Source organism: Acidobacteriota bacterium, from assembly GCA_016716435.1.
Lineage (GTDB): Bacteria > Acidobacteriota > Blastocatellia > Pyrinomonadales > Pyrinomonadaceae > OLB17.
Genome location: JADJWI010000008.1, coordinates 1,187,985 through 1,214,159, shown reverse-complemented (window position 1 = coordinate 1,214,159; position 26,175 = coordinate 1,187,985). Strand labels below are relative to the sequence as shown.

The window sequence follows — 26,175 nt, the reverse complement described above, 5'->3', positions numbered from 1 at the left end:
TATTGAATACCTTCTCCGTACGCTCTGTGGCAGAATACTCATATGGCAAAGGAAAACTCATTCGATATCGTTTCTAAGACCGACTACGCCGAGGTAACGAACGCGATAAACCAGACGACAAAAGAGGTCTCGCAGCGGTTCGATTTTAAGGGCAGCAAGGCGACGGTCGAGCTTCAGGACAAGGACCTTCTGCTTGCGGCCGAGGACGAAACGAAGCTCCGCAATATGAACGACATCCTGCAGGGCAAGCTGGTCAAACGTGGGATTTCGCTCAAGGCTCTTGATTATCAAAAGGTCGAAGCCGCCGCCGGCAGCACGGTTCGTCAAACGGTAAAGATCCAACAGGGAATCCCCATCGACAAGGCAAAGGAGATCGTCAAGTTCATCAAAGACGAGAAGCTGAAGGTCCAGGCGTCGATCCAGGGCGAGACTGTCCGCGTTTCCGGCAAGGACCGCGACACGCTCCAGGACGTGATCGCGAAGCTAAAGGCAACCGACTTTGGCATCGATATGCAGTTTGATAATTATCGGAGTAACTGAATACCTTTTTTTGGGGAATGAGATCGTCGTTTCGTTTACTAGCAATTTTGGCACTTAGCATGGTGGCGAGTTCCTGCTTGGTGCCGGTTGTGTTTGAGGGGATGTCGATGAGTCCGGCGATCGAAGATGGCGATCGGATTCTTTTCTCAATGTATGTGAGTGAGGTTGAACGTGGAGATATCATCCAGTTCAGACACCCAAAGGAACCACAGAAGTCTTACGTAAAGCGGGTTGTCGGCCTGCCGCAGGAAACGATTGAGATCAGGGATGGAGAGGTCTTTGTTAATGACGTTCGCTTGGATGAACCTTACGTTGACTCTCAGTACAACCAAATGAAAACCGCTGTCCCACCACGATTGATCCCGCATGGTCATTATTATGTTCTCGGAGACAATCGAGATAATTCATCGGATTCTCGATTATGGGGAACCGTCGAAGAATCGCTTATAGAGAGAAAGTATTATTGGAAGTACGCGTCAGGTTCAAGTCGGTAAGACCATATGCAGACGTTTGCGGCTACAAAGAGGGAACTCTTTCCCGATTCGACCGCCCGCCGGATCTTCGGCCTTATCAAGCGCGAAATGTCGCTGGTTGAGGACGAGTTCGAGCGGCAGGCGGCATCAAACATTCAGGTCATCAATTATCTTGGCGACTACCTGCGTTCCTCGGGTGGCAAGCGGGTGCGTCCGGCTCTTTTGATCCTCACCAATCATGCCGTCGGTGGCCGCGGCTCGGCGGAGAATGTCATTCGGCTGGCGACCGTGATGGAGATGCTCCATACGGCGACGCTCGTCCACGACGACATCATCGACAACGCCGACCTTCGCCGCAATCGTTCCTCGGTCAATGCACGCTTCGGCAATCAGACGGCCGTGCTGATGGGCGATTGGCTCTATATGTCGGCGTTCGAGACATCGCTCCGCGAACGGTCGCTTGAGATCCTCGACATCCTGACGCGGCTGACCCGCAAGATGACCGAAGGCGAGCTGATCCAGCTAACGATGATCGGAAACGTCGAGATCAGCGAGGATGAATATTACGACATTCTGCGGCGAAAGACGGCGTATCTTTTCTCGGGCTGTTGCGAGATCGGTGCGATACTCGGTAACGCGAGGCCCGAGGTACAGGTCGCGGTGCGAGACTACGGGATGAACCTCGGCATCGCGTTTCAACTTGCCGATGATCTTCTGGACCTGACCTCCGACGATACATCGCTCGGCAAGGCCGCGGGTTCCGATCTTTTGGAAGGCAAGGTAACTCTGCCGCTGATACTCCTCATGCGCGAGCGACCGAGCCTTCGTGCCGAACTCGAAGCGATAATGTACGCGGGTAGCTATCCGGAGGGCGTAAGGGAACGGCTTTCGGAAGAAATGCGGTCACTGCAAATCCTTGACAAGATAAGGGATATCGCGGCGGAACATACACAGGCCGCGAGAAAAAATCTTGAAATTCTGCCCAAAAACGAGTATCGTGAGTCTTTAAGCTCGATACTTGACTACGTTATCGAGCGAAATCGCTGAGTTTTCATCGTCGCCGCGACGCGGCGGCCGTCCCTCGCAAATTAATTTCCGATGTTAGACGAGAACCTTATTTCAACGCTCGAGCAGAGCCTGCGCCAGACACGCAACGCCCAGCATCGGCTAATGGCGCGCCTTAACGAGGTTGAAAGTGAAGCCGACAAACTGCGAAGCGAGATCCGTGAGCTCGAAAATTTCGCCTCGCAAACTGAGTCCTCGATCGATCGCCTGCTGGTGATGATGGGCTCATCAACAGGCCGTAAGGGTCTCGGAACGACGATACAGATCGAAGATGACGTTTCCGAGATCGAAGCCAAGTTGCCACCGCCCGGCAGAAGTTACAGCGAGGAGCCGCGGGAAAGGCAGGGTTCGGTCGCTTATTTTGACCGGCATCGGTCGGTGCCGTCGCGTTCCGTAAACGTCGAGGCTCTAAGCCAGCGATTTGCAGACCGGACGATCACACAGGCATGCACGCTCCTGCTCCGCGAGGCGGGCCGGCCGCTCCATGTTAACGAGCTTTATAACCTGCTGGTCGCGGGCGGAATGCAGTTCAAGGGCAATAATCCGACCATCTCGGTCGCCGTTTCGCTCAACCGAAATCGGCGGTTCAGCAAAGTCGGGCCGGGGACCTTTGACCTTGTAATGCGCGAGGCCTTGCAGGCTGCATCTTAAACGAGCTTTTTCTAGTAGACGTGCGGCGACTTTCCGCTATAATCTTCACAGTTGTTTTTTTGACCCTGCTTAGCAAATTGCCGGCCCGTTCATTCGGGCCATTACGTTTCAGGAACGTCGAATTCAAATGAACATTTTCCGATCTCGCCTGCTTGGCGCTTTACTCGCGGCGGTCTGTATCTCGATCCTCTTTCCGCTCGCTTCCTCTGCACAGAAGGTCAAACTTCGGTCCCAAACCGTACCGGCCTGCGCTACCTCATCCTCGATGAAATTCGCTGACCTGCACGCGGACGGAAACATCGCCGTTCTCGGCAGCTTCAACTGCCGCGGCGTCTTCATTTTTGATATCTCCGACCCGGATAACCCGGTCCTCGCAAATTGGTACAATCCGGGAGCGAACCTTCAGTTCCTCGAGGCTATCGTCATCGGCAACCGTGGCTATTTCGGAACCGGAAATACCGGCGGCGTCCATATTGTCGATCTGACGAACCCGGGGAGTCCGCAACTTCTTGGCATCGTTAATGCTTCAAATGGTGGCGGTTATTCGACGATCCATGAAATGATGGTCTTTGATCAGGGAAATGCGCGTTACCTGCTCGAGAACTCAAATTCGACCTCGCTAAGGCCGCTTCGGATCATTGACGTAACGAACCCTGCGGCTGCGGTGCTGAAATGGGAATTTAGCGCAAGCGACAACGGATGGGTCCACGCCATGCACATTCGCGGAAATCGATTGTTTCTCTCCGGATTTTCGCAAACGACCAAGATCGACATCCTCGACATTTCAAACCTGGCTTCTCAGGCACCGGCTCTTTTGGGCTCGGTCGCCGTCGGCCTGGGGTCGAACCACAGCGCTTGGACCACCGAGGACGGAAACTATCTTTACAGTGCCCGCGAAACGACGCTGAGCAACGGCGCGAGCCCAGGCGATATTCGGATCTATAACGTCTCAAATCCGGCTGCTCCGACGCTCGTCAACCGGATAACGATGACCGACCTCGGCATCAATGCCGTGACGCCGCACAACCCGGTCGTGATGGGCAACAAGCTATATGTCTCTTGGTATCAGGCCGGGCTTCAGGTTTTCGATATTACGGACCCGGTAAATCCGGTCCGGACCGGCCAGTACGATACTTTTACGCCCGCGTTCGTTCCGGAGGAATCGGCATTCGATAATTCGGTCGAGCCGTGGGACATTTTCTGCGGCCGCGACAGCTTTGGGATGACGCTGCCGACAACGTATGGCGGCCTTTGGGCCGTTTATCCGTTCCTCGGCGAAGATAAGGTGCTCATCGGCGATCTTACTTCGGGCCTGATCTTTGTGGATGTAACCGGGCTCAATGCTCCCGCCAGTAACCGCGTCGCGGATTTCGACGGAGACCGGAAGACCGACTTTTCGGTCTACACACCAGACGCAGGACTTTGGCAGGTCGAGACCAGCTCGAACAGTCAGATGACGTCAGCCTATTTCGGCATTGCCGAAGACCGACTCGTAGCCGGAGATTATGACGGAGACGGAAAGTCGGACATCGCCGTTTGGCGGCCTTCGAACGGCACGTGGTATATCCTGCCGAGCACCGGCGGATTTCAGGCGTTGCAGTTCGGGCAAAATGGGGATGTGCCTGTACCCGGAGATTACGATGCCGACGGCAGGACCGATTTCGCCGTTTGGCGGCCTTCGAACGGTGTTTGGTACATCAACCAGAGCACGCTCGGGCTGCGGTTCGTTCAGTGGGGCGTCTCAACGGATATCCCGGTCGTCGGCGATTTTGAAGGCGACGGCAAGGCGGATTTCGCCGTATGGCGGCCTTCGAACGGCGTCTGGTATGTGAATCAGAGCTCGTCGAGCCTGCCGATCTACACGCAGTTCGGAGCCGACGGCGACAAGCCGCTCTTTGGCGATTTTGACGGCGACGGGCGGGCAGATTACACGGTCTATCGGCCTTCGACCGGTGTTTGGTACAAGCTTTTCAGCACCACGGGTAACTTCACGGCCTACCAGTTCGGCATCGAAGAGGACATTCCGGTTCCCGGCGATTACGACGGCGACGGCAAGGCAGATATCTCGGTTTACCGGCCGAGCACGAACGTTTGGTATCGGGTAAACAGCTCGGACCAGGCGATCTCGTCCCGCGTCTTCGGATCGCCCGCTGACAGGCCGGCACCTTCGTCGGTTCAGCCACAATAAACTTTTCTATCTGAACAACATACGGCCCGGTGTCAGGCGTCTGCTTGACATCGGGCATTTTATTTCTATTATTGCCCTATGCATCTCAAACTGACGATCACCAGCGGCGGGCTTTCTGGCCAATCGTTTGACCTCGATACGGGTTTTATGACCATCGGCCGCGGGCAGACGTGCACCGTCCGGTTTGACCCGAACAATGAAAGGATCGCGTCGAAACAGCACGCGATAATCGAGGCCGGGCCGGATGGTTTCTATATCGTCGATAACAACAGTACGAATGGGACTATCGTCAACGGGACGAGGGCTCAGCGTCAGAAGCTCAACAATGGCGATACGGTCCAGTTTGGCCGCAATGGCGTGACCGCAACGGTGCAGATCGATTCGTTCGATTCCGTACCGACGGCAAACGCGAACATCGATTTCCGCGAGATGCAGATCCGCGAGTTTGAGCAGGCCGCGGCTCATAAGGTGGAGAGCGTGCAGACGTCGCTCGCCAATATCGGCCTCGGCCAGATCGAGATAAAGCCGCCGGAGCCGCCGAAGAGTAATGCCCTCAAAATGCTCGGCATCGGTATTACGCTCTTCGCGATAATCTTTCTTTCGCTGATCGTCATAGGGCTGATGTTCCTAAGCGTCGGGCCGATCCCTGCCATCATCGCGGCGGTCGTTGCGTTCACTCCGGCGATGATCTATCTTCTGCCGCTTATTTGGATCGACCGCTATGACCCCGAGCCGCTTTGGCTGCTTGCACTCGCTTTCGCCTGGGGCGGTTTGGTTGCAGTGATCATTTCCTTCGTCATCAATACAGGCGTCGGCATCGGCGTTGCGCTCGGTATTGGCGGGCAGGAAGGAATGATACTCGGCGACATCATCGGTGCCGTGATCTCTGCACCGGTCGTTGAAGAGGCCTCAAAAGGAGCCGGCGTGTTGATCCTGCTGATCTTCTTCCGCCGTTATTTCGACGACATTCTTGACGGCATCGTCTTCGCGGGCGTTATCGCTCTCGGCTTTGCGACGGTCGAGAACGTTTTGTATTATGGCCGAGCTCTGGGCCAGGCCGGCTTTGGCGGGCTCTTCATACTTTTCGTTCTTCGCGGGATACTTTCGCCCTTTGCTCATGTGACCTTTACGGCGATGATGGGTATCGGCTGCGGAATTGCCCGCGAATCGCACAACACCTTCGTCAAGATCGCCCTACCGTTCCTCGGCTATCTCGGCGCCGTGTTTCTTCACGCACTCTGGAACGGAATGGCAACCTTCCTCGGGCTCGAGGGCTTCTTGGTCGGCTACGTAATCCTTCAAATACCGTTCTTCCTGATCTTCGTCGCGTTCGCGTTTTATGTGATGTATCGGCAGGGCAGGATACTCAAAGATATGCTTGCCATCGACGTCGCCCGCGGCCTGATCCCGGAAGAACACGCGAAATATGCGACGTCGGCATTTAAGAGCACTGGATGGCTTTTGAGCGGCATCTTCGCCGGAAAGTACCGTGCGCGGAGCAGATATCTACGAGCTATGGGAAGCCTCGGGCTCAGCTACTGGCACATTCAGCGAGCAACCGCCGCCCAAGGCCAGACCGGAAGCTTTCAACAGAATCCATTACTTCGCGAAGAGGTTTTAAGGTGGCGGGACAAGGTTTGATTGGTGAATGGTGAATGGTGAATGGTGAATCGGGAAATGCCCTGTGTCCGCTCTTGAAAGCGTCTTTCCGAAGAAACGTTCACCAACTTTTCTCTAGAGTTCGCCAACTTTTCTCTAGAGTTGGCCAACTTTTCTCTAGAGTTGACCAACTTTTCTCTAGAGTTCGCCAACATTTCTCTCATTAAGCCGATAATTTTCGTTAGAATCGTGAGGTTTACGCGGAAGTGTGCTGATTTTACGGCATCGGGGCTGGTTCAAAACAAAAAAGGGCGTGACCGAGTGTTTCGATCACGCCTTTTGTTTTTGCACATTCGGTTTGTGCGGTTTTGAAATGGTAGGCCGAGCAGGGATCGAACCTGCGACCCGCGGATTAAGAGTCCGCTGCTCTACCGACTGAGCTATCGACCCAAGGTTTGAAGTATAGCAACTCGAATTTCTTTGTGTAAAGCCGCCAGTTAACTGAAACGAAACAAGTTGCATCGCCCGGCCCGCCGGCGGTTTTTTTAATTCACGGCGTTCTGACGTAGAATACTCGTTTGTTGTCTATCGATCACCTCGAGCCCGCTGCGGGCTACGCCGCTGAATGAAAGAGTGCCCAAAATGTGAACAGTGTTACCCGGACGCCGTCGACGTTTGTCCGCAGGACGAAACGCCGACGAAGCATAGCCTTCCGGGAACGCAACTTCTTGCCGAGCGATATCTGCTGACCAAGCGGCTCGGACGCGGAGCGATGGGGCAGGTCTATCTGGCCAACGACAACAAGTTCGCCGCCCGCAAGGTCGCCGTCAAGACGGTTCGGCAAGACATCCTGAGCAGCGACGATCTTCAGGAAGGCGAGGCGATCGCCCGATTCGAACGCGAAGCTCAAGCCGCGGCCTCGATCCAGCATCCGAATACGGTCAGCGTTACCGATTTTGGCGAGTCGTCCGAAGGCATCTTCTATCTGGTGATGGAATACGTCGAGGGCGAAACGCTCCATCGGCTTCTTCGCCGCGAGGGCACGCTGCCGGTGAAGCGGAGCGTGAAGATCCTGCGGCAGATCGCCGACGGCGTCGATGCGGCACACGAGATCGGCATCCTCCATCGCGACCTAAAGCCGGCCAACATCTTCATAATGCAGCGGAGCAAAGGCGACGGGTTCATCAAGGTCGGCGACTTTGGCCTCGCCAAGATAATCAGCCAGACCGTTACGGACATTAGCTCGAACGCCACGCCGTCTTCACGCGGCATAATCGGCACGCCGGAATTTATGGCACCCGAGCAAATGCAGCCGGAGACGGGCGTTGACGTCCGGGCCGATATCTACGCGCTCTCGACCATCGCATACCTAATGCTCGGCGGGCGAACGCCTTTCGCCGGCGACATGATGCAGCTTGTGATGCAGAAGATAATGCACAAGCCGCCGGCACTTTCGACCCTGCGGACCGACCTTTCGAGTGCGGTCGAGGCGGTAATAATGCGCTCGCTTGCGATCGAAGCGGCGGAGCGCCACGCGACCGTCGAGGAATGGATCGAGGACCTTGAGAACGCAGCACTCTCGATCGGCGAGAGCCGGGCCGATGGAGGCAGTCGCGTGGTTGTGATGGCTCCAGCCGGTGCCGAGGTTTATATTGACGACGAGCGAAAGGGAAGCGTCGGACGCTCGGGCAGGGTGATACTTGCGGGCGTGCCGCCGGGACAGCACATCCTTCGTGTTTCGAAGCCGGGCGAACGAGATGACGAACGCGTCATCGAGGTCCGCGAAGGCGGCGACGAGCAGGTGATCCAGGCACAGCTTCGGGCTCCTCGTGAGGGCGGCAGCCAGCCATCGCCATCGCAGGGAATGAGCAGCAGCGGCGACTCGAGCATGATGCCCGGCATCGTTGCGTGTACGCAATGCGACGCCCGTTTTGCCGATGGCGTGAAGTTCTGCGGCCGCTGCGGGAACAGGTCATTTACGCTCGTTTCGCCGGGCGACGTACCGGGTGGCTTTCCGTGTCCGCGATGCTCGAATATGCTTGCGGCCGGCGCTCGTTTCTGCGGCCGCTGCGGCCTGAGCATTAGCCAAACGATCGCGACCTCGCCGCTGCGGACCGTCGCCTCTGCAACGCCGACGCCAAGCCTGAGAGCCTGCCGAAACTGCGGCTCATCCTTTCCGCCCGAGATCCGCTTTTGCGGTAAATGCGGCGGAACAATGGCATAACCCGACATTTTTTCGTTGCTACGGCAAACGAACTTTTCGCGATCTGCGTCGTAAATTCAGTTTCGGAAGGAAATTGCGTATAATGAGCAAACTCCCGAGGCTGAGCCTCTATTCAGGAAAATAAGAATGAAGATCTGCCCGACTTGCCGCCGAACATATCCGGACCAAGGACTTAACTTCTGTCTTGAGGATGGAACGCCGCTTGTGCTCGCAGCGGATGATCCGCCTGCGACGATGGTGATGAACACCCCGCCGACCAATCCCGGCGGACAGATTCCGGCGCCGCCGACAATGCAGACCAGCTGGGATGCCAAGCCGAACTATTCGCTCCAGCCAAAGAAATCACGTGCTTGGATGTGGATCGTCGGCATCCTCGGTATCGGCCTTGTGCTCTGCGGCGGAGGGATCGGCGGATTGTTTCTCATCGGGATAATGAACGAGGATCCCGGAACGCAGGTCGTTTCTACTGATCCGACGCCCGCGCCGAACAATTCTCCAACGAGGAATGATAGTGCCAATGTAGAAAAGCTCGATCTTTCGAAATGGGTTCGCGATTCCTCATCCTTCGGAACGACCGAGTTTACCGGCGGCGAATTCCTTATGGCCGCACGTCAGCGTGGCTATTACTATGTTCTGGTGGCTCCGGCAGAGAGCACCAGCGAAAATGCGAGGGCTTCGGTCACGCTCCGCAACATGAATGATGCCCCTTCGAGCCTTGGCTACGGCTTGATATTTCTCAGCAATCCGACACCGCTCGTGAAAGGGTATGCCTTTGTCATCGATAGCAAGACGAGGCGTTATCGCGTTGTCCGGCACGAGCCGGGCAAAGAGCTTCCGGTCGTTAACTGGGCTAAGAGCGATCTGATCCGGCCCGGTTCGGCCTCGAACACGCTCGAGGCTGATCACAGAGGTGATAACATCGACCTCTATATAAACAGCGAGAAGGTGACGTCGATCCGCAACGTGCACGGCTATCAGGGCGGCGTTGTCGGGCTCTACTCGGGTGACGGCGTGCGGATCGCTTTCAAAGACCTCGAAATTAGGCGTTAGCCGGACGAAAGCGAATGAAGACCTGCCCGCGTTGCGGCAAACAATACACAGAGCCCGGAATAAACTTCTGCCTGGAGGATGGCGAGTTGCTTTCGCATCTTCAGGAGAGCCGTGATCCCTCGCTTTTCGCCGACGATCAGCCGCCGACGATGATCATGGATTCGCCGCGTGCTACCCGCGAGACCAACTGGCCGACGATGGACCCCATCATGCCGTACAGCTCGCCGGTTGTTCAGTTTCCGCAGCATTCGGCCCTTTCGCCGATCTCGCAAAGCAAAGATCAAACGCTGCCGATAGTCTCGATGGCTCTCGGTGTGGCGTCGCTGATCCTGGTTTGCTGTTACGGCGGCATTTGGCTCGGGCTCCCGGCGGCGGCCGTCGGATTTATGGCGATGAGAAATGCGGACCGTGATCCTGACCGATATGGCGGCAGCGGGCTTGCGATCGCCGGCCTCATCATCGGGATCGTTACATTTATTATCTCAATGCTTTTCATCTTCCTCGGCATAGTGGCACAGATATCCTAAATTCCTTATACTCATAGCGATGCGCGTTACTCTGAATGTCATCGCCGGTCCCCAAACCGGACGAAAATTTACATTTGACCAACACGATACGTTCATGATCGGGCGAAGCGAGGACGCGCACTTCTGCCTGCCGCAGGACCGTTTTTTCTCACGCCATCATTGCATCATTGAGATAGCTCCGCCGCAGTGCTTCCTTCGCGATCTCGGTTCGACCAACGGTACGTTTGTAAACGGGCTGCGTGTCGAAACGGCTTATCTGAAACACGGCGACCGGATCCAGGGCGGTGAGACCGTTCTTGAGGTCGAGGTATCGGCGGACTCGATGAAAGCCGCGACGCCGCTTTATCAGTCAGAGAACACCGAGCCTTCGATCATCACGGTCGCTTGCCTGAATTGCGGCAAATTATCAAAGGCTGAAAGCTCGCGGCCGGATGCAAAATATTCGTATGTTTGCGAAGAATGCCGCGAGGTGCTCCGCAACAATCCGCAGCCGATCCCCGGCTATCAGATGATCAGAATTCTCGGCCAAGGCGGAATGGGAAGCGTAATGCTCGCCCGCTCGACCAAGGACGGCCGTGCTGTGGCGATCAAGACACTTTTGCCCGAGGTGGCCGTCAGCGATCAGTCGCTGAAGCGGTTCATGCGGGAGATCGAAGTTGCTGCATCACTTCAGCACCCGAACGTTGTCAGCTACATCGACCACGGAACTCACAATGGCATCGTTTATTTGGTATCTGAGTTCGTCAGCGGGCCGGATGCCGCAAAGCTGGCGAAAACCCGCGGCGGCAAGCTGAACTACCGTGAGGTCGTCAAGATCATCGAACAAACCCTCGCCGCGCTGGAATTTGCACACGGTAAGGGCTTCGTTCACCGCGACATCAAGGAGCAGAACATCCTTGTTGACGGCACGTTCCCAAACTACATTGCGAAGCTGACCGATTTTGGCCTTTCAAAAAGCTACAAGCAAACCGGCATGAGCGGCGTGACAATGGTCGGCGACGTCGCCGGCACGATCGCTTACATGCCGCCCGAGCAGGTGAAAGACTTCAAAGAAGTCCGGCCGCCTTCGGATATTTATGCTCTGGGGATGACCGCTTATAGTCTGCTAACGGGAGCACACGCGCTCGACATCAGCCCCAAAGCCGGCATCTCAGAGACGGTAAAGGCGATCTTTGAAAAGCCGATCATCCCGATCGCGAATCGAGTGCCGGAAGTTCCGTTGCGAATATCGGCTGTCATCGAGACCGCGCTTGCCAAACAGGTCGAGCTTCGCTGGCGAACATCAGGCGAGATGCGCGAAGCTCTCCTGCGGGCCGCTTCCGAATTTTCTTAGATAGAGATCTAAGGTAAAATAAAAAAGCGGGCCGCGATCGACAATGATCACGGCCCGTTCAGTTTTTTAGCTAAGCCTACTTTACGAAGGCATTTGCCGCCGGTAGGTCGCCGGTTATTCCAAACGAGCGATAGCTGACACTCGAATTCCCGCTGTTGTAGATGTACCACGTTCCGCCGCGATAGACCGCGATGTCCGCGTTGCCGTCGCCGTCATAGTCAGCAGCAGTCGGGATATCGCCGCCCACGCCCCACTGGAAGATGGTCACGCCGCCCGCAGATCGCAAAATGTACCAAACACCATCGCGGAAGATCGCCGGATCGGCTTTACCGTCGCCGTCAAAATCCGCCGCGATCGCGGTATCGGTCGCGATGCCGAACTGGTATGCGGTGTAGCCGTTCGCAGAGCCCTTGATGTGCCAAACTCCATCGCGAAAGACGGCAAGGTCGGCTTCGCCATCGCCATCAAAATCCCCGGCGATAGGCTCATCGCCTTGCTGGCCGAACTGGACGATCGAGTTTCCGCCGTTGCTGTTCAGCACGTACCAAACGCCATTCGAAGGCCGGAAGACAGCGATGTCTGCCTTGCCGTCGCCGTCGAAATCCTGGGGCTGCGGAATGTCGCCCGCAACGCCCCATTGGATGGCAGAATAGCCGTCCAGGCTTCGCAGCATATGCCAAACACCCTCGCGGAAAACAGCGAGATCGGTCTTACCATCGCCATCAAAGTCTGCCGGTACGATCGTGTCGCTTGCGATACCAAACTGAGAGGCCGAATATCCGCCCGTCGAACCATCGATGTGCCATATGCCATCTGCCGGCCGGAAGACCGAGGGGTCCGCTCGGCCGTCCGCATCAAAGTCGAATGGCGTCCGGTTCGGGGCCGGCTGAGCAATGTTTCCTTTTGCCAGCTCGCCAACATATGAGATCGCGAGTTTGGTGAACTTCAGAGCATGATTTGCGTTGCCGTTGCTCCGCGAGATGGTGTCATTCGCGGTGTGGAGTGCCGTGTTGTACTGCGATCCGATCCCGTCGAGAGAGGTGCCGCTGAACTTAGCTTCAAAGGGCATCGATGCCGGGTAGTTCTGATCGAACCACGACTTATGGTCCGAACACCCATAACCGCACTGGTCGTTCTTCACGACGAGCGTCGGCTGATATTCGGTGACCAGATCGCGGAGAAATTGATTTTGGGCAGCATTCGTATTATCCGTAATAATAACGATATCCGCCCAGTTGCCCCCATAGTTCGTCATATCAAGCTGGAGTGCTCCGATGACGTTCTTGTTCTGGGCGCGATAGTTTTGGGCAATGTTTTTTGATCCGACGAGTCCAACTTCTTCGGCTGCATAGGCCATGAATTGGATCGTCCGTTTCGGCCGGAAGTCCTTTTCGAGCAAAACCCGGATCGTCTCGGTAATACTCGCAATGCCGGAGGCGTCATCATCCGCACCCGGAGCCGCACCTGTCGTCTGTCCTGAGCGAATCGAATCCTGATGCCCACCGACGACTACGATCTCCTCGGGAAACTCTGTGCCCGTGATGGTGAGAATGATCGACGGCTGCGGCGTCAAGAATGTGTCCGGATTTGTCGGCGAAAGGTGAGCGTACGGCATCACCGAAACATCCGTCCGGCCGGAGGCGAGAGCAAGTTGCCGCCACTTGGTCAGGATCATGTTCGCCCCGTCGAGTCCACCCTGCTGGTCATGGCGACGGGTGAAAAGCGACGAAAGATCGGTAATGGTCTGGCGAATGTTCGGTTCGGCCGCTTCGGCAAGCATCGGCACGACGGCAGTTTGATTGTTGATCGTATACGATACAAACTCGGCGGCCGGGTTGGCAGAAAGTGAGGCATCGATCGAACGCTGTGCTTCTTCGTAGGTCTCGTGCCGCAGAAAACCGGAGCACTTGTGATACTCCTCATGCATCCGCCCGCTCAGATCTTGCGAGCCGAGTTCATCGAGCTTGATTATGGCGAGGCCGCCGCGGGTCTCGACGACCTCAAATTTTGTAGAACCCGAAAGCGACAGGTCCTTCTCGATCAGGTGGCCGATCTCCGATTGGTCCACAGTTATCCAATAGACCGGTTTGTCGGCGATCGCTCCGCCGTTCGGTGCGATGGTTAGATATGCAATTCCCGCGGCGGTGAAAACGCACACCGCTAAAAGAAGAAAACGTAAATAGCTCTTCAACGGATACCTCCGAGTTTGGTTGAAAAAAATCGTCGCTAGGCAGGACTCAAAAAAGTATATCAGTTTTCGATCAAAACTAAAGCTCCGCATCGGCCTCGTGCAGCCTTGCCGCGGCGATCAAAAGCCCGATCAATACCCAGAGATGCCGTGCATTCTCAAAGGATCCGACAAATCCCTGTGCGATAAAAGCGGCGATGAACGCAACGCCGAACATCGCTAGATAAGATGGCGCACGGGTCGCGCTAAGCGGCAAGCTGCGTCCGATAAGCGCCAGGGTCAACATTATCGAGGCAAGAAAGCCCGGAACGCCTGCCTGTCCGCCGATGTTAAGCCATGTGTTATGGGCATCCGTGAGCATCTGCTTTTGCCCTGACGGTGCTTCGAAATATACGCGAGCAACGTCAAGCCCGAGGCCGCGGCCGGTCAGTGGATACTCGAGCATCGTCTGCCAAGCACCGATCCAAGTAAGCAATCGCTGGGTCGGGTCGATCCGGTAACCAAAGGCGTCAAACCAGAACGGGGAGCTTGGGATCGGGCGTGTCGTAACGGCAGATACAACGACCGAACCAATCGCGGCCAGAATGCCGATCGTCAGGGCCGCGAACGCCAGCCGCGACGAATTCGCCGGATCTCGAAATACCCAAACGAAAAGCCCAATTCCGAGAATGAGGCCGCCGAGCCCGGGCGTCACAGTAAAACCCGCGCCCGCGAGGTGCAGAATAAACAATGGCCAGAACGAGCGCCGGAACCATTCCTTCACCTTGCCGAACAATAGGAAAACGACCGAGACGGTCAGGTAATTTGCGAGCATTGCAGGGTAAACGAAAGTACTATGAACCCGCGGATAATTACCGGGCGGCAGCGAGCCGTAATGATGGAGCGTGTAGTTCAGCAATAGGTTGTCACGGTCAATATAGAACAATGCGGCGGTCAGAAATGCGATCAGGCAGACGAGTGAGCTAGCCGCGATCCAGGCAAAAATTGCCGCTCGCAGTTCGCTCTCCGATCGAACGATAAATGCGGTACCGACGGCCAAAAGCACGAGAAAAAGCTCGCCCGCAAGCCGCAGAAGGCTCGACGTCGGCTGAACGGAAAAAGCGGCTGAGACCGCAAGAACTAAGAAATAGATGGCGATGAAAATGTAGGTGCGATCAGGCCGAATCGCGAACCGCTCCTTCAAAGCGACAGCAACACAACCAATAAAAAAGAGAGGAAAAAGAAGGTCCGTGACCTGCAGCCGCATTCCGGAAAAGCGGACATTCGGCTGCATAAATCCCAGCGAAATTATGAGCAGAAGGAAAACAACGAAAACGACGGTCTCAAGCCCCGAACGGGCGGCAGAAACCTGTTCGCTTTCGCTGTTTACTGTCATCAAATGGTCTGTGTCACCTTCTTGAGCGATCGCGGAGCGTCCGCATCAAGGCCCTTCGCAGCCGAAAGATGTGCTGCAAAGAGTTGGCCCGGCACAACGAAGGGAATTGGCGAAAGAAACTCGTCGATGGTTTCATCAAGCATCACCGAACGCGACGAAAGCTCGGCGACGCGGCGGCTGTTTGTGATAGAAAGCGAATCCGCGCGAAGCTCGCCGAGCCGTTCAAGCAGATCGACGTTGCCCTGTGTAACGGCTCCCTCGGGGGCGAACATAATGACAGGGAAGCGGCGTTCGACAATGGCCAGCGGACCGTGGAAAAAATCGGCCGACGAGAACCGCTCGGCCACAACATAGCACGTTTCCATCAACTTGAGAGCAAGTTCGTAAGCATTGCCGTAGTTAAGCCCACGGCCGACAACAACGCACTGCTCCATAAACGCGTATCGCTCGACATATCCGCGGATGGTCTCCGCCGTCTTGAGGCTTCCCGATGTAAGTTCAGGGATCTTCTCAATGCTGAGCTTCCGGCCGCCGAGGGCCTCCGACAGCAGATAAAACAGCAACATCTGGCCGGTGTAGGTTTTAGTTGCGGCGACAGAACGCTCGCGGCCAGCATGGATTAGCAGCGTTTCATCTGCAAGCGAGGCCATCGCAGAATCTGCCTCGTTCGTTATGGCGAGCGTAAATGCTCCCGAGGCCTTCGCCTTCTCGAGCACGAGATTGATGTCCGTGCCTTCGCCCGACTGCGAAACGCCGACGACCAATGCACGCGAGAGATCAAGCTTTGCGTTATATAAAGTAAAGACCGAGGGTGCCGAAAGCGAAACGGGAATACCGGTCGTTACCTCCAGCAGATAGCGGCCAAAAAGAGCGGCATTGTCCGAGCTTCCGCGGGCGACGAGGACTATCAGGTCGATGTCTCGGTCGTTTAACCGGCGGCGAAGAGCCTCGGCCTTCGGCCTTTCTTCTGTGAGGGTTTGTTCGAGAACTTGAGGCTGCTCAAAGATCTCTTCGATCATTATCGACATATTTGATCAGTCGGCATCGGCCGGCGGTGAGGGCTCTTGGCCTCGGCTCTTTCGGTGATGCATAAATTCGGCGTTGATCACGCCGCCGAGCATTAACGCAAGAGCCGCGAGGTAAAGCCAGAACATCAATATCATCACCGCTCCGAGCGAACCGTAGGCTCGATTGTAAGTGTTAAAATTCTGAATATAAAGCCGGAAGATAAAGGTAAGGATCAACCAGATCATGACGGCCGCGATCGCCCCGGGCATCGTTCGCTTCCACGAATGATCGTCAATATCTGGCAAAAGCCGATAGAGGATCATGCACTGAGCAAAAACCACAGCAACTATCGAGGCCCAGCGAAGAACGATGAGCGATCGAGCAGCGGCGTTCTCTTCGGGATGAGAACCCCCCGTGTAGCCCCAAATAACATAGACGAGATAGGACGAAAAAAGCATCAGAGTTATCAAAAGCAGAGTAACTCCGATCGAAAGCCCACGGGTCGTCCATATCTGCCGCCGCTCGCGGACGCCATAGGCGGCGTTGAGCGCGGCTCGGAGGCCGTCAATGCCAGCAGAGGCAGACCAGAGTGTGACGCCTAGCCCGAGGATGAGCTTGCCTGGGCTGCTGCTCTCTATGATCTCCGCGACCGTAACGCGGACGAGTTCGAACGCTGTATCCGGCATTATCCGGTAAAGGTAGCTGAAGAGCTCGGCCCTCATCTCGGTGGTCGAGCCGAGAAGTAGTCCTGCGATATTGACCAGGCAATACAAGAGCGGGAAGAATGCAAATACGAAATAGAAGGCGACCTCGGCCGACCGCTCGAAGGCACCTGTGGAAATTAACCTATTGTAGTACCTTAAAAGTGATTTATACACAACATACTAACCCGCGTATTCATAACAGATACCATCTGTTTATTTAGGTCGTATCTAGCTTACTTAGTGTGAATTCTAGGTACCCGTGACCCGATTCCGCAGGTGATCTCGTACGAGATAGAACCCGAAATTCCGGCGAGCTCGGCGGCAGTGATCGTTTCATCGCCCGAACTTCCGATCAATACGACCTCCTCGCCGGCCTCTATATTTGGTATCGCGGTCGCGTCAACGGTGATCCAGTCCATCGAAATTCGGCCTAGGACACGGCAGCGTATGCCGCGGATAAGAACGTCTGAGAGCCCGGAAAGAGCTCGACAGTATCCATCATTGTAACCAATGGGCAAAACAGCCGCTGTAACCTCGCGTTCTGCCGTATACGATCGCCCGTATCCTATTGACTCACCAACGTTTATGCGTTTCACCATGGCGACCTTTGTGACCAGCGAGAGAACTGGTTTAAGCTTGGGGCCTGGAACATCGCGGGGAAGGACGTCATCGCCGAGGCCGTACATTATCCCGCCGATGCGGACCATCTTTCCCCTCGATTCGGGATAAACGACCGCACCGGGCGAATTCGCAAGATCGACAACTTCCGGCTCAAGGCCTGCCTTTCTCAATAGTTCAAGTGAGCTCTTAAATCGAGCTATCTGCAGCCCCGTAAAATCGGCCTGCGAGAGGTCATCGGCAGCGGCAAAATGGGTCATTAGCCCCGTGATTCTAAGGTGTCGCAGTTCCGCGATCTCTTGCAGAAATCCTTCGAGCTCATCAAAACGCAGCCCGACACGGCCCATTCCTGTATCCAATTTCAAGTGGACCCGGGCTTCGACTCCGCATTTTGCAGCTGTTTCGTCTAATCGTTTAGCCGTTTCCAGTGAAAATATGGCCGGAATAACGAAATGCTCAAAAAATGCGGTTTCCTGGCCCGGCCATACGGATCCAAAGCACGTTATCGGGCTCGCTATCCCGTTCTTGCGAAGTTCATGTGCTTCCTCAAGTGTTGCGACGCCGAACCAATCAACCCCTGCTTTCTCAAGTGTTTGCGAGCACTCGATAGCCCCGTGGCCATAAGCATTTGCCTTGACGACCGCCATGAATTTCGGGCCCGGGCCGATGAACTCACGGATCGACCGCACGTTCTCGACGAGTGCGGCGTGATCAATAATGGCTTTGGTTGGCCGGCTGGGGAATATTTCTGGCATTAAAGTGTTTGATCAATAAATACTCAAACTGTGTAGAGTCAACAAGTTACGGCTAAACAATAGAGTCAAGGTTAACTGTCGCGATCCGACAGCTAAAGCTACGCCTAAAGCGGAATATTGCCATGTTTCTTCGGCGGATTGGTGTCGCGCTTGTTCCGGGTCATCTCCAGTGCCCTTATCAGCTTTGGCCGTGTAAATGCCGGCTCGATCACCTCGTCGACAAACCCCTTTTCCGCCGCCACATAGGGATTCGCGAGCTTATTCTGAAACTCGGCGATCTTTTCCTGCCTCGCCGTCTCGGAATTTTCCGCCTCCGCCAGCTCCTTCCTATACAGTATTCCGACCGCACCTTCCGCTCCCATTACGGCAATCTCAGCCGTCGGATACGCGAAATTGACGTCCGTCCGAATGTGCTTCGAGGCCATAACGCAGTACGCACCGCCGTAGGCTTTTCTTGTGATCACGGTGATCTTCGGCACGGTCGCTTCGGCAAAGGCATAAAGCAGCTTCGCACCGTGGCGGATTATCCCGTGGTGCTCCTGATCGACGCCCGGAAGAAATCCGGGAACGTCCTCAAACGTGATCAGTGGGATGTTAAAACAATCGCAAAAGCGGACGAAGCGTGCGGCTTTTACCGAGGCATCGATATCCAAAACGCCTGCAAGAAAGGCCGGCTGGTTGGCGACTATCCCGACCGAATGCCCGCCGAGCCTGGCAAAGCCGATGACGATATTCTGTGCAAAAAGATCCTGCACCTCAAAGAAATAGCCGTCGTCAACCACCCGCGTGATGATGTCGCGAATGTCGTAAGGCATATTCGCGTTTTCGGGGACGAGCGTGTTCAGTTCCTTGTCGATCCGCGTTGCGGGGTCGGCGGAGGCCACAAATGGCGGATCTTCCATGTTGTTTGACGGTATGAACGAGATCAGCTCGCGTGTGATCCTGAGGGCGTGCTCGTCCGAATCCGCGGCAAAATGTGCGACGCCCGACTTCGAGTTATGCGTCAAGGCACCGCCAAGCTCGTCCTTTGTCACCTCTTCGTGCGTCACGGTCCTGATCACATCCGGCCCGGTGATGAACATATAGGACGTATCCTTTACCATCACGTTAAAGTCCGTGATCGCCGGCGAATAGACCGCTCCGCCCGCACAAGGGCCAAGAATGCAGCTGATCTGCGGCACCACACCGCTCGCCAGCGTGTTCCGCAAAAAGATGTCGGCATAACCGCCGAGCGAGACGACGCCTTCCTGAATTCTGGCTCCGCCGCTGTCGTTCAGCCCGATAACCGGAGCACCGGTCTTCATCGCAAGGTCCATTATCTTGCAGATCTTCTGAGCGTGTGTTTCCGAAAGCGAACCACCGAAAACGGTGAAGTCCTGAGCAAAAACAAAGACGTGCCGCCCGTCGATCTTTCCGTGCCCGGTCAAGACGCCGTCGCCAGGGAACCGCTGCTTATCCAGCCCAAAGTCGGTCGAGCGATGGACGACGAACTTATCAAACTCTTCAAAAGTGCCTTCATCCAGCAAGAACTCGATCCGCTCGCGGGCGGTCATTTTGCCCGCGGCCCGCTGCTTTTCAAGCCGGGCCTCGCCGCCGCCGAGCTCGGCACGCTCGTTAAGTTCGAGCAGTTCGTCAAGTTTGTTAATCGCCTGGGTTTCTGGTTTCATAGCGTTTGCAGTATTTATCCGTAAATTCCGATTCTAGCGTATAAACGTTCGCAAACTAACACTCCGCCGCCGATATGGAGAGAATAACCAGCCGCGACAACGAAAAGATCAAGCACGCATTGCGTGTTAGGAGCGGCAAAGAGCCGGGCAAGATCTTCATCGAAGGGAAGCGGCTTGCTCTCGAAGCGCTAGGTTCGGGCCTCGTGATCAGCCACGGATTTGTGTCGAACGAATTTCTCGCTCGCGAGGATGATGGAGCGACCCGTACGGCTCTCGAGCGTTCCCGCGTCCCGATCTACGAACTTCCAAACAAGCTGTTTGCCTCGATCGCTGATACGGAATCTCCGCAGGGCGTGATCCTGATCGCAATGCGGCCAATGACAGAAATTGAGGATGTATTTGGCTCGCAAGAATCGGGCGGGCTGCCGCTCGTTCTGATGCTGAGCCGTGTGAATAATCCCGCAAATCTCGGAGCGATACTTCGCACGGCAGAGGCCGCCGGGGTCCGAATAGTTATAACAACCGTAGGCTCGACGGACGCATTTTCGCCAAAGGCACTGAGGGCATCGATGGGCTCCTCGTTTCGGCTGCAGATAATTGAGAAAGCCGACGAAGGTTTGGTCGCGGGTCGGGCCAGAGAATTGGGATGGGCCCTTTCGGGCACTACGATGGATGGGGCGGTCGCTCATACCGCGGTTGATTGGACGCGGCCGCGTCTGCTCGTTTTTGGTTCGGAAGCGTACGGGATCTCGCCGGAGATCGAGGCCCAACTCGACGAACGCATTGCGATCGAAATGGAAAAGCCGGTCGAGAGCCTCAATCTGGCGGTCTCGGCCGGCATTATCCTGTTCGAAGCCCGCAGGCAGGTTCAGGGTTGAGCGTTAGCGTTCGCCGGGGCGGTGTTCGCGGCCGTGTTGCCGCTCTGGATCAAAGAGGCATTGGCGTTAGCATTCGAATTTACCGGCGGGGCTGTTTCTAGCTCCCGTTTGAAAGCCTCGGTCGCAGGTCCGCTTGAGATTATCGCATTTGCGAGTGCGATCTCAGCAGCGATCGTCGCCCGATCCTTCTGGTCGGCCTCTCCGAGCTTTTCTTTCGCCATTCGAAGTTGCCGCTGTGATTCAAAATATTTTCCATCCAGCAACAACGCCCGACCCAACAGATAATGGTCCACAGCGTCCTGCGGCGTGGCGGAATTTTTCTCCAGATAACCCTTCGGGTCGGCATCGACCAGCCTACGAGACTCTTCGAGCGAAGATACCTGCACATCCGACGATCGCTCAATGAGCTGCGGCGGGGATTGCTGTACTATCGGATTGTTGAGGTGCCAGTAATAGTAACCTGCCACGCCGATTATCCCGCCGAGCACAAGCCAAACAACGGCAGAAAGCAATTTAGAAAGGAAGCTGCCGCCTGAGCGCGTAGTTTCTACCTCGGCATCACCATTGGCGCCGAACATCTTGAAATCCTCTTTGGGCGGTTGTGGCCTCGGCTCATCGGCCGGAACGACGAAACCGGAAGAGGCATAGTCTTTCTTTGGTGTCTCGATGATCTGGCCGTTATCATCAAGCCCGCCCAGAAATTCATCATCGTTCACCGGCGTTTCGGCGTCATCGTCATCCGACATTTCACGACGCAGATCGTCGAGGGCATTGTTTTCCTCGGCGGCTTCATCAGCCACCGGAGCGTCAAAAGGCGAACGGGCTGTTGCTATCGTTTCTTCCTCCGCAAGATCCTGTGTGGCAGGGAATTCGATCGGGCCTGTAACCGCTGCGGCCCCGACGCCGTCCTCGCGGTTCTCAAGGACGGTCGGCAGTATCTTTATGACGATCGCGGTCAGGTTATCCTCAGCCCCGCGGTCGTAGCAGATATCCTTCATCTGCGTGACAAGCATATCCGGGGCCATTCCGGTCGTCATCAGATGCTCAAGCTCGGGGTCCTCCAGGTGACGCGTTATCCCGTCCGAACACACGAGAAAACTCGTTCCCGGATCGACCATTATGGTCTTAAGTTCAACAGCGACAGTAGCTTCCGCTCCCAGTGCTCGGCTGATAACGTTCTTGCTCGGGTGGTTCGCGGCCTGCTCGGGCGTCATCCGGCCCGCACGAACTTCCTCTTCCACTAGCGAATGATCGTTCGTTTCGCGATGGAGAACACCGTCGGGGTCGACCCGATAGACACGTGAATCGCCGACGTGGGCGATGGTCACGATGTTTCCGGAAATATGGACCGCGGCGATGGTCGTCGCCATTGTCGAAAGTTGCGGAAGCTCGGTGGACATCCGGTAGATCGCTTCGTTCGCACGCTCGAGAGCGACCTGCATTATGTCTTCGGGATCGACAGAATCGCCGTAATGCGTGAACGCCTCGCCAAGGATCTCGACCGCCATTTGCGAAGCAACATCGCCTGCCTGAGCCCCGCCGACGCCATCTGCGACGGCATAAAGCCCGGCTGCGTCCATCGCGACGAACGAATCTTCATTCTCGGGCCGCTTTTCGCTCAATCCCCGATCACTCACCGTTGCTGAGATCACCGCAAAATTGTTGTCCATATTCTTTATTCGGGGGCAAATGCCGTAACCTGAAGCGGTTATCGTGCAATAAGTTAGAGCCGTAACTCTAAGGTAATAGTTTAATTTCCTCGGGCCCGCGGTCCAATGCGTTTCGGTGCGAAAAGGCCATCAGCATTCCGAGCATCACAAAGCTTGTGATCAGTGAGAACCCGCCATGGCTGACGAACGGTAGCGTGATGCCCGTCATCGGCAGTGCCCGCGTGATGCCGCCGATATTGACGAGGGCCTGAAACCCGATGAAAGCCGTCAGCCCGATGCAGCACAGCTTACTGAACATATCTCTTGAATCTAAAGCAGTTCTGACCCCGGCGCTGACCAGAACAAGTAACGCCAAGGTTAACAACAAACCCCCAAAAAGTCCAAGTTCTTCTGCAAGCGCGGCAAAGATATAATCCGAGTCCGCGACCGGTATCAATTCGGGGTAACCGAGGCCCAGTCCGCGGCCGGTAGTGCCGCCCGATGCGAGCCCGAAAGTGGCCTGAGCCGGTTGAAAGGCAAGGACGTCGAACCAGGCGTCGACATTTATCGACCGCTGCAGATTCGGATCCTGCTCAAGCAGCTGCGGAAGGCTCGGGTCGCGTTCGACCAACCGTTTGTAATAGTTGTCGTAGTCCGATTTCCACCATGACGTTTCCGGCGTCGGCGGGTTAAAGCCGTCCAGCCAGAGATGGAATCGCTGCTGTATGCGGTCCGGAAGCACAGATTTTACAGGGGCCGCGACGGTCGGGAGAAGCGGAATTCGCTCCTGAGTCGAAAGCGGCAAGGCTCCTACGACCAGAATGCTGACAACAAGAAGCACCGTTCCGACAAAGACCGATCTCTGCGTAAACCGCCGGACTGCGATCAGGTAAAGCGTTGCATAGACAGCCGAAAAGACCATCATCTGCCCAAAATCCTTGAGTAGAAAGAACGGAACAAAGGGAAGTGCCGCCATAAAGACAAGCGGAACGACGTCCTTCGCCCGCGGAAGCCCCCAGTAAGTACGCGCCAAATTCTTGTAAAGCACGGCTAGTATTGCCGCGAACCCGATCAGAAACGGGATCTTGGCCGGTTCCCAGGGCGTCATGTTGCCGATGGATTTGCCTGCCCGCGAGGTGACGGCTGCGATGATCAGCGGCCCGAGCGTCAGCAGCACGATCAAAAACCCGTTGTTCTGCAGAAACTCAAGCACCTTCTCACGCCTGAGCAGCATTAACGCCGCGATCAGGCCGAAGATGCCAAGCAGCGGATTGATCGTCTTGCCCGAAAGGAGCACGGCCGGCAAGGTCTCCTCCGATGGCCGCGGCGTTTCGGCCGAGAGGTCCACCGGCGAGGGCGGCGTCGCCGGAAGTCCCATTTGCTGCTTCTTTTCTGCACTATAATTCTCCTGAATATAGTGCATTTGCAGAGTACGGATCTTCGCCTCGCGGGCCGCAGCTCGGTCCTGTCGCGATATGTATTCGGGGTCGCTGAAGAGCCTGTATTGGACCGTCAGCCCGATCGAGAAAAGCAGAACGGCCGAGGTGTAGATCGTCCAGTTTCCGCTGAATTTCATGGCGTGCTTAAGCACGATCGGCAAGAGTGCCAGGATCAGCAGGAGGCCAATGTTCCTAACGCCCGAATAAAACGACGTCTCATAGCCGCGGATCAGCCCGCCATAGTAGATCGAATAATGCGAGATGGCCGTCACCGCCGCGATCAGCAACAGTATGAAAACGTGTGACGATGTCCTGTTCTTCATTGCTGCCTCCTTCGCGTTGGAGCGGGCTTCGCCGGAGGTTTTGGCGGGGCCTTTGGCTTATATTGGTCGCCGAGCAGCCCGCGATCGCGAGCCTTCAGGATCACATTTGCCGCTATGGGAGCCGCCGTCCGCGAGCCGTAACCGCCGCCTTCAACCACGACCGCGATAGCGAGTGTCGGGCGTTCGAGGGGGGCGATGCTTATGAACCAGCTGTCTGAGCGTGTATATGTGACCGGTACTTCGTATTCCTCAAGCTCGCCGGCCGCGTTCCGCCGCTGCTTCTTGATCGTGCGAAGCTTTCCGGTCTTTTCGTCGTAAAGCGGCGTTTCTTTTTCTGCCGTGCCGGTCTTTCCACCTGTACGAATTCCGGTGCCCGAAAGCTTTGATGAAATGACCGTTCCTGTGCCGCCCGGCTCTTCAGTCACGGTCGCCATGATCTGACGAAGTGCGGCCGCCTGCTGCGGCGAGACGACCTGCGAGAACATTTCCGGCTCGCGGTCATACTCGATCCGCGGCTTCATCAGCTTGCCTTCCATGTTCCCGGCGACAGCCGCGATCATCGCCATTTGGAGCGGCGTCATCTGGCCCGCGTAGCCCTGTCCGATGCCTTCGAGGCCGATATCGAATGCCGAGGCTTCCTTCCCGGTAACAATTGTCGAACGGGTGGGAGCGATGGCGTTGGCGATCGCGGCATTACTTGTGTTGAAAACCGCCGGGAAAAACTCAGCGATAAGAGCCTGTTGCGGCGTATCTACAGGTTCGATGCCGACCGCACGGGCCGTTTCGGCGATCCGCTCGCGGCCAAGCGAGATCGCAAGCTGGGCGAAGTATTGGTTGCTTGAGACCTTGAACGCGTTGATGATGTCCTTTTCCTGGCAGCCGCCGGCACATGCACCGCTGACGTTCATTCCGTCACGCTTCTGGCTCGAATCGACGATCGGAAGCGATCCGCGTGTCGGCCGAAAGCCATCGGCAAAGCTCGGAAAAACCGCATTCTGCTTGCCGGCACGAAAGGCCGAGATCACGGTAAAAAGCTTAAATGTCGAGCCCGGCACGTAATATTCGCGGGTCGCACGGTTCAGCAAAGGCTTGTTCCGCTTGTCGCCTTCGAGCTTAAGATAGGTCTCAAGGTCTTGAGTTTCCGCCAGGCTGTACGAAGGATTCGAATACATCGCCAGGATGTCGCCATTCTGCGGATTCAGGACGACGATCGCTCCGTTGCGGCCATCCAACTGGCGAGCGATGAACTCCTGCAGTTCGCGGTCGATGGTCAGCCGAACATCTTTATTCTCGTCCTCTTTGAACTTGATCTTTGTGAAAACCTCGAAAGTTTCCGGCATCGGGTCGATCGTCCGCTGATAGATGGTACGTTCAAGACCCGGAGTGCCGCGTTCGGTGCCAAGCAGATGGGCCATCTCGCGTTCGAGCGAAAACGCCCGCCGGATCTCGCCATTCGGGCCGGTCTTGTAATAGGCGAGGGCATTCGAAAGCTCGCCGGTGCGGTCGAACATCCAGCCGCGGAGATTTGCGGCAGATGTTCGGCGGTTGCGGAGATCTTTGTAAGCGAGTGCCTGATACTGCTCGTTCGCATCACCTGCGAAATAGGTCCAGTAAGCCTGAAACCCGAAAACACCGAAAGCAAGCGAAAAGAAAACGACCTGCCAGATGATGATGCTTCGGTTCGCAAGCGTCGTCGTCAGTCTGCGGACGACCTCACGCGGCAGGCCGATCTCGAACGGCAGCTCGCGGCGGCGAAAATGATCGATGAACGTAAGAACGAGGAAGCCGATGAGAACGCCGACGCCGATGATGTAGATCAGGGTCAGCCCGGCCGGTGTCCGCTCGAGCACCTGCGAGCCGAAGAGCGACTCCCACGAGAGAGAACCGAGGTCGAATTGAAGTAAGAATATTAAAAACATCT

General features: G+C 56.0%; 20 protein-coding genes and 1 tRNA gene. 11 read left to right on the top strand and 10 right to left on the bottom strand.

Annotated elements, in window-relative coordinates:
* Window positions 1-42: 42 nt before the first annotated feature.
* The 6 genes from IPM21_17530 (at window position 43) to IPM21_17505 (ending at window position 6,558) form a co-directional block, all read left to right on the top strand.
* Window positions 43-540, top strand: a complete 498-nt coding sequence (locus IPM21_17530) for a YajQ family cyclic di-GMP-binding protein (protein ID MBK9165673.1) — start codon at window positions 43-45, stop codon at window positions 538-540.
* 47 nt (window positions 541-587) lie between these two features.
* Complete coding sequence (gene lepB, locus IPM21_17525) at window positions 588-1,034, top strand: signal peptidase I (protein MBK9165672.1); 447 nt, start codon at window positions 588-590, stop codon at window positions 1,032-1,034.
* A 6-nt stretch (window positions 1,035-1,040) separates the two neighbouring features.
* Window positions 1,041-2,060, top strand: a complete 1,020-nt coding sequence (locus IPM21_17520) for a polyprenyl synthetase family protein (protein MBK9165671.1) — start codon at window positions 1,041-1,043, stop codon at window positions 2,058-2,060.
* Between the two features lie 51 nt (window positions 2,061-2,111).
* Window positions 2,112-2,729 carry a hypothetical protein gene (locus tag IPM21_17515; protein ID MBK9165670.1) on the top strand — a complete coding sequence of 206 codons (618 nt, stop codon included), beginning with the start codon at window positions 2,112-2,114 and terminating at the stop codon, window positions 2,727-2,729.
* 127 nt (window positions 2,730-2,856) lie between these two features.
* A complete protein-coding gene (locus IPM21_17510) occupies window positions 2,857-4,917 on the top strand; it encodes a VCBS repeat-containing protein (protein ID MBK9165669.1) in 2,061 nt (686 codons plus the stop codon).
* A gap of 78 nt (window positions 4,918-4,995) precedes the next feature.
* Window positions 4,996-6,558 (top strand): PrsW family intramembrane metalloprotease, encoded by a 1,563-nt coding sequence (locus tag IPM21_17505; GenBank protein MBK9165668.1) that lies wholly within the window; start codon window positions 4,996-4,998, stop codon window positions 6,556-6,558.
* Window positions 6,559-6,890: 332 nt separating this feature from the next.
* Here the strand turns inward: IPM21_17505 and IPM21_17500 are convergent.
* Window positions 6,891-6,966, bottom strand: a tRNA-Lys gene (locus tag IPM21_17500).
* A gap of 175 nt (window positions 6,967-7,141) precedes the next feature.
* Between IPM21_17500 and IPM21_17495 the strand changes: the two genes are divergently transcribed.
* From IPM21_17495 to IPM21_17480, 4 genes are all read left to right on the top strand, one after another.
* Window positions 7,142-8,740 carry a protein kinase gene (locus IPM21_17495; protein ID MBK9165667.1) on the top strand — a complete coding sequence of 533 codons (1,599 nt, stop codon included), beginning with the start codon at window positions 7,142-7,144 and terminating at the stop codon, window positions 8,738-8,740.
* A 126-nt stretch (window positions 8,741-8,866) separates the two neighbouring features.
* Window positions 8,867-9,790 carry a hypothetical protein gene (locus IPM21_17490; protein ID MBK9165666.1) on the top strand — a complete coding sequence of 308 codons (924 nt, stop codon included), beginning with the start codon at window positions 8,867-8,869 and terminating at the stop codon, window positions 9,788-9,790.
* 14 nt (window positions 9,791-9,804) lie between these two features.
* On the top strand, window positions 9,805-10,317 hold the full coding sequence (locus IPM21_17485; protein ID MBK9165665.1) for a DUF4190 domain-containing protein: 513 nt from the start codon (window positions 9,805-9,807) through the stop codon (window positions 10,315-10,317).
* Window positions 10,318-10,336: 19 nt separating this feature from the next.
* Entirely contained in the window at window positions 10,337-11,650 is a 1,314-nt protein-coding gene (locus IPM21_17480) for a protein kinase (protein ID MBK9165664.1), read from the top strand.
* A gap of 76 nt (window positions 11,651-11,726) precedes the next feature.
* Here the strand turns inward: IPM21_17480 and IPM21_17475 are convergent, their stop codons facing one another.
* The 6 genes from IPM21_17475 to IPM21_17450 form a co-directional block, all read right to left on the bottom strand.
* The gene (locus tag IPM21_17475; GenBank protein ID MBK9165663.1) at window positions 11,727-13,841 is read right to left on the bottom strand and encodes a M20/M25/M40 family metallo-hydrolase; all 2,115 of its coding nucleotides are present in this window, start codon (window positions 13,839-13,841) and stop codon (window positions 11,727-11,729) included.
* Between the two features lie 76 nt (window positions 13,842-13,917).
* Window positions 13,918-15,213: a hypothetical protein gene (locus tag IPM21_17470; protein MBK9165662.1), complete on the bottom strand. Its 1,296-nt coding sequence runs from the start codon at window positions 15,211-15,213 to the stop codon at window positions 13,918-13,920.
* Entirely contained in the window at window positions 15,213-16,241 is a 1,029-nt protein-coding gene (locus tag IPM21_17465) for an SIS domain-containing protein (GenBank protein ID MBK9165661.1), read from the bottom strand. The genes IPM21_17470 and IPM21_17465 overlap by 1 nt, the downstream gene beginning before the upstream one ends.
* A 6-nt stretch (window positions 16,242-16,247) precedes the next feature.
* Entirely contained in the window at window positions 16,248-17,099 is an 852-nt protein-coding gene (locus IPM21_17460; protein ID MBK9165660.1) for a YihY/virulence factor BrkB family protein, read from the bottom strand.
* 59 nt (window positions 17,100-17,158) lie between these two features.
* Entirely contained in the window at window positions 17,159-18,298 is a 1,140-nt protein-coding gene (alr, locus tag IPM21_17455) for an alanine racemase (GenBank protein MBK9165659.1), read from the bottom strand.
* Between the two features lie 104 nt (window positions 18,299-18,402).
* Window positions 18,403-19,965, bottom strand: coding sequence for an acyl-CoA carboxylase subunit beta (locus IPM21_17450; GenBank protein ID MBK9165658.1), 1,563 nt, complete (start codon window positions 19,963-19,965; stop codon window positions 18,403-18,405).
* Between the two features lie 74 nt (window positions 19,966-20,039).
* Here IPM21_17450 and IPM21_17445 point away from each other — a divergent pair, with 74 nt between their 5' ends.
* A complete protein-coding gene (locus IPM21_17445; GenBank protein MBK9165657.1) occupies window positions 20,040-20,843 on the top strand; it encodes an RNA methyltransferase in 804 nt (267 codons plus the stop codon).
* Here the strand turns inward: IPM21_17445 and IPM21_17440 are convergent.
* The 3 genes from IPM21_17440 to IPM21_17430 form a co-directional block, all read right to left on the bottom strand.
* Window positions 20,834-22,513: a serine/threonine-protein phosphatase gene (locus IPM21_17440; protein MBK9165656.1), complete on the bottom strand. Its 1,680-nt coding sequence runs from the start codon at window positions 22,511-22,513 to the stop codon at window positions 20,834-20,836. The genes IPM21_17445 and IPM21_17440 overlap by 10 nt on opposite strands.
* 67 nt (window positions 22,514-22,580) lie before the next feature.
* On the bottom strand, window positions 22,581-24,254 hold the full coding sequence (locus IPM21_17435; GenBank protein MBK9165655.1) for an FtsW/RodA/SpoVE family cell cycle protein: 1,674 nt from the start codon (window positions 24,252-24,254) through the stop codon (window positions 22,581-22,583).
* Window positions 24,251-26,173: a hypothetical protein gene (locus IPM21_17430; protein ID MBK9165654.1), complete on the bottom strand. Its 1,923-nt coding sequence runs from the start codon at window positions 26,171-26,173 to the stop codon at window positions 24,251-24,253. The genes IPM21_17435 and IPM21_17430 overlap by 4 nt, the downstream gene beginning before the upstream one ends.
* Window positions 26,174-26,175 lie beyond the last annotated feature (2 nt).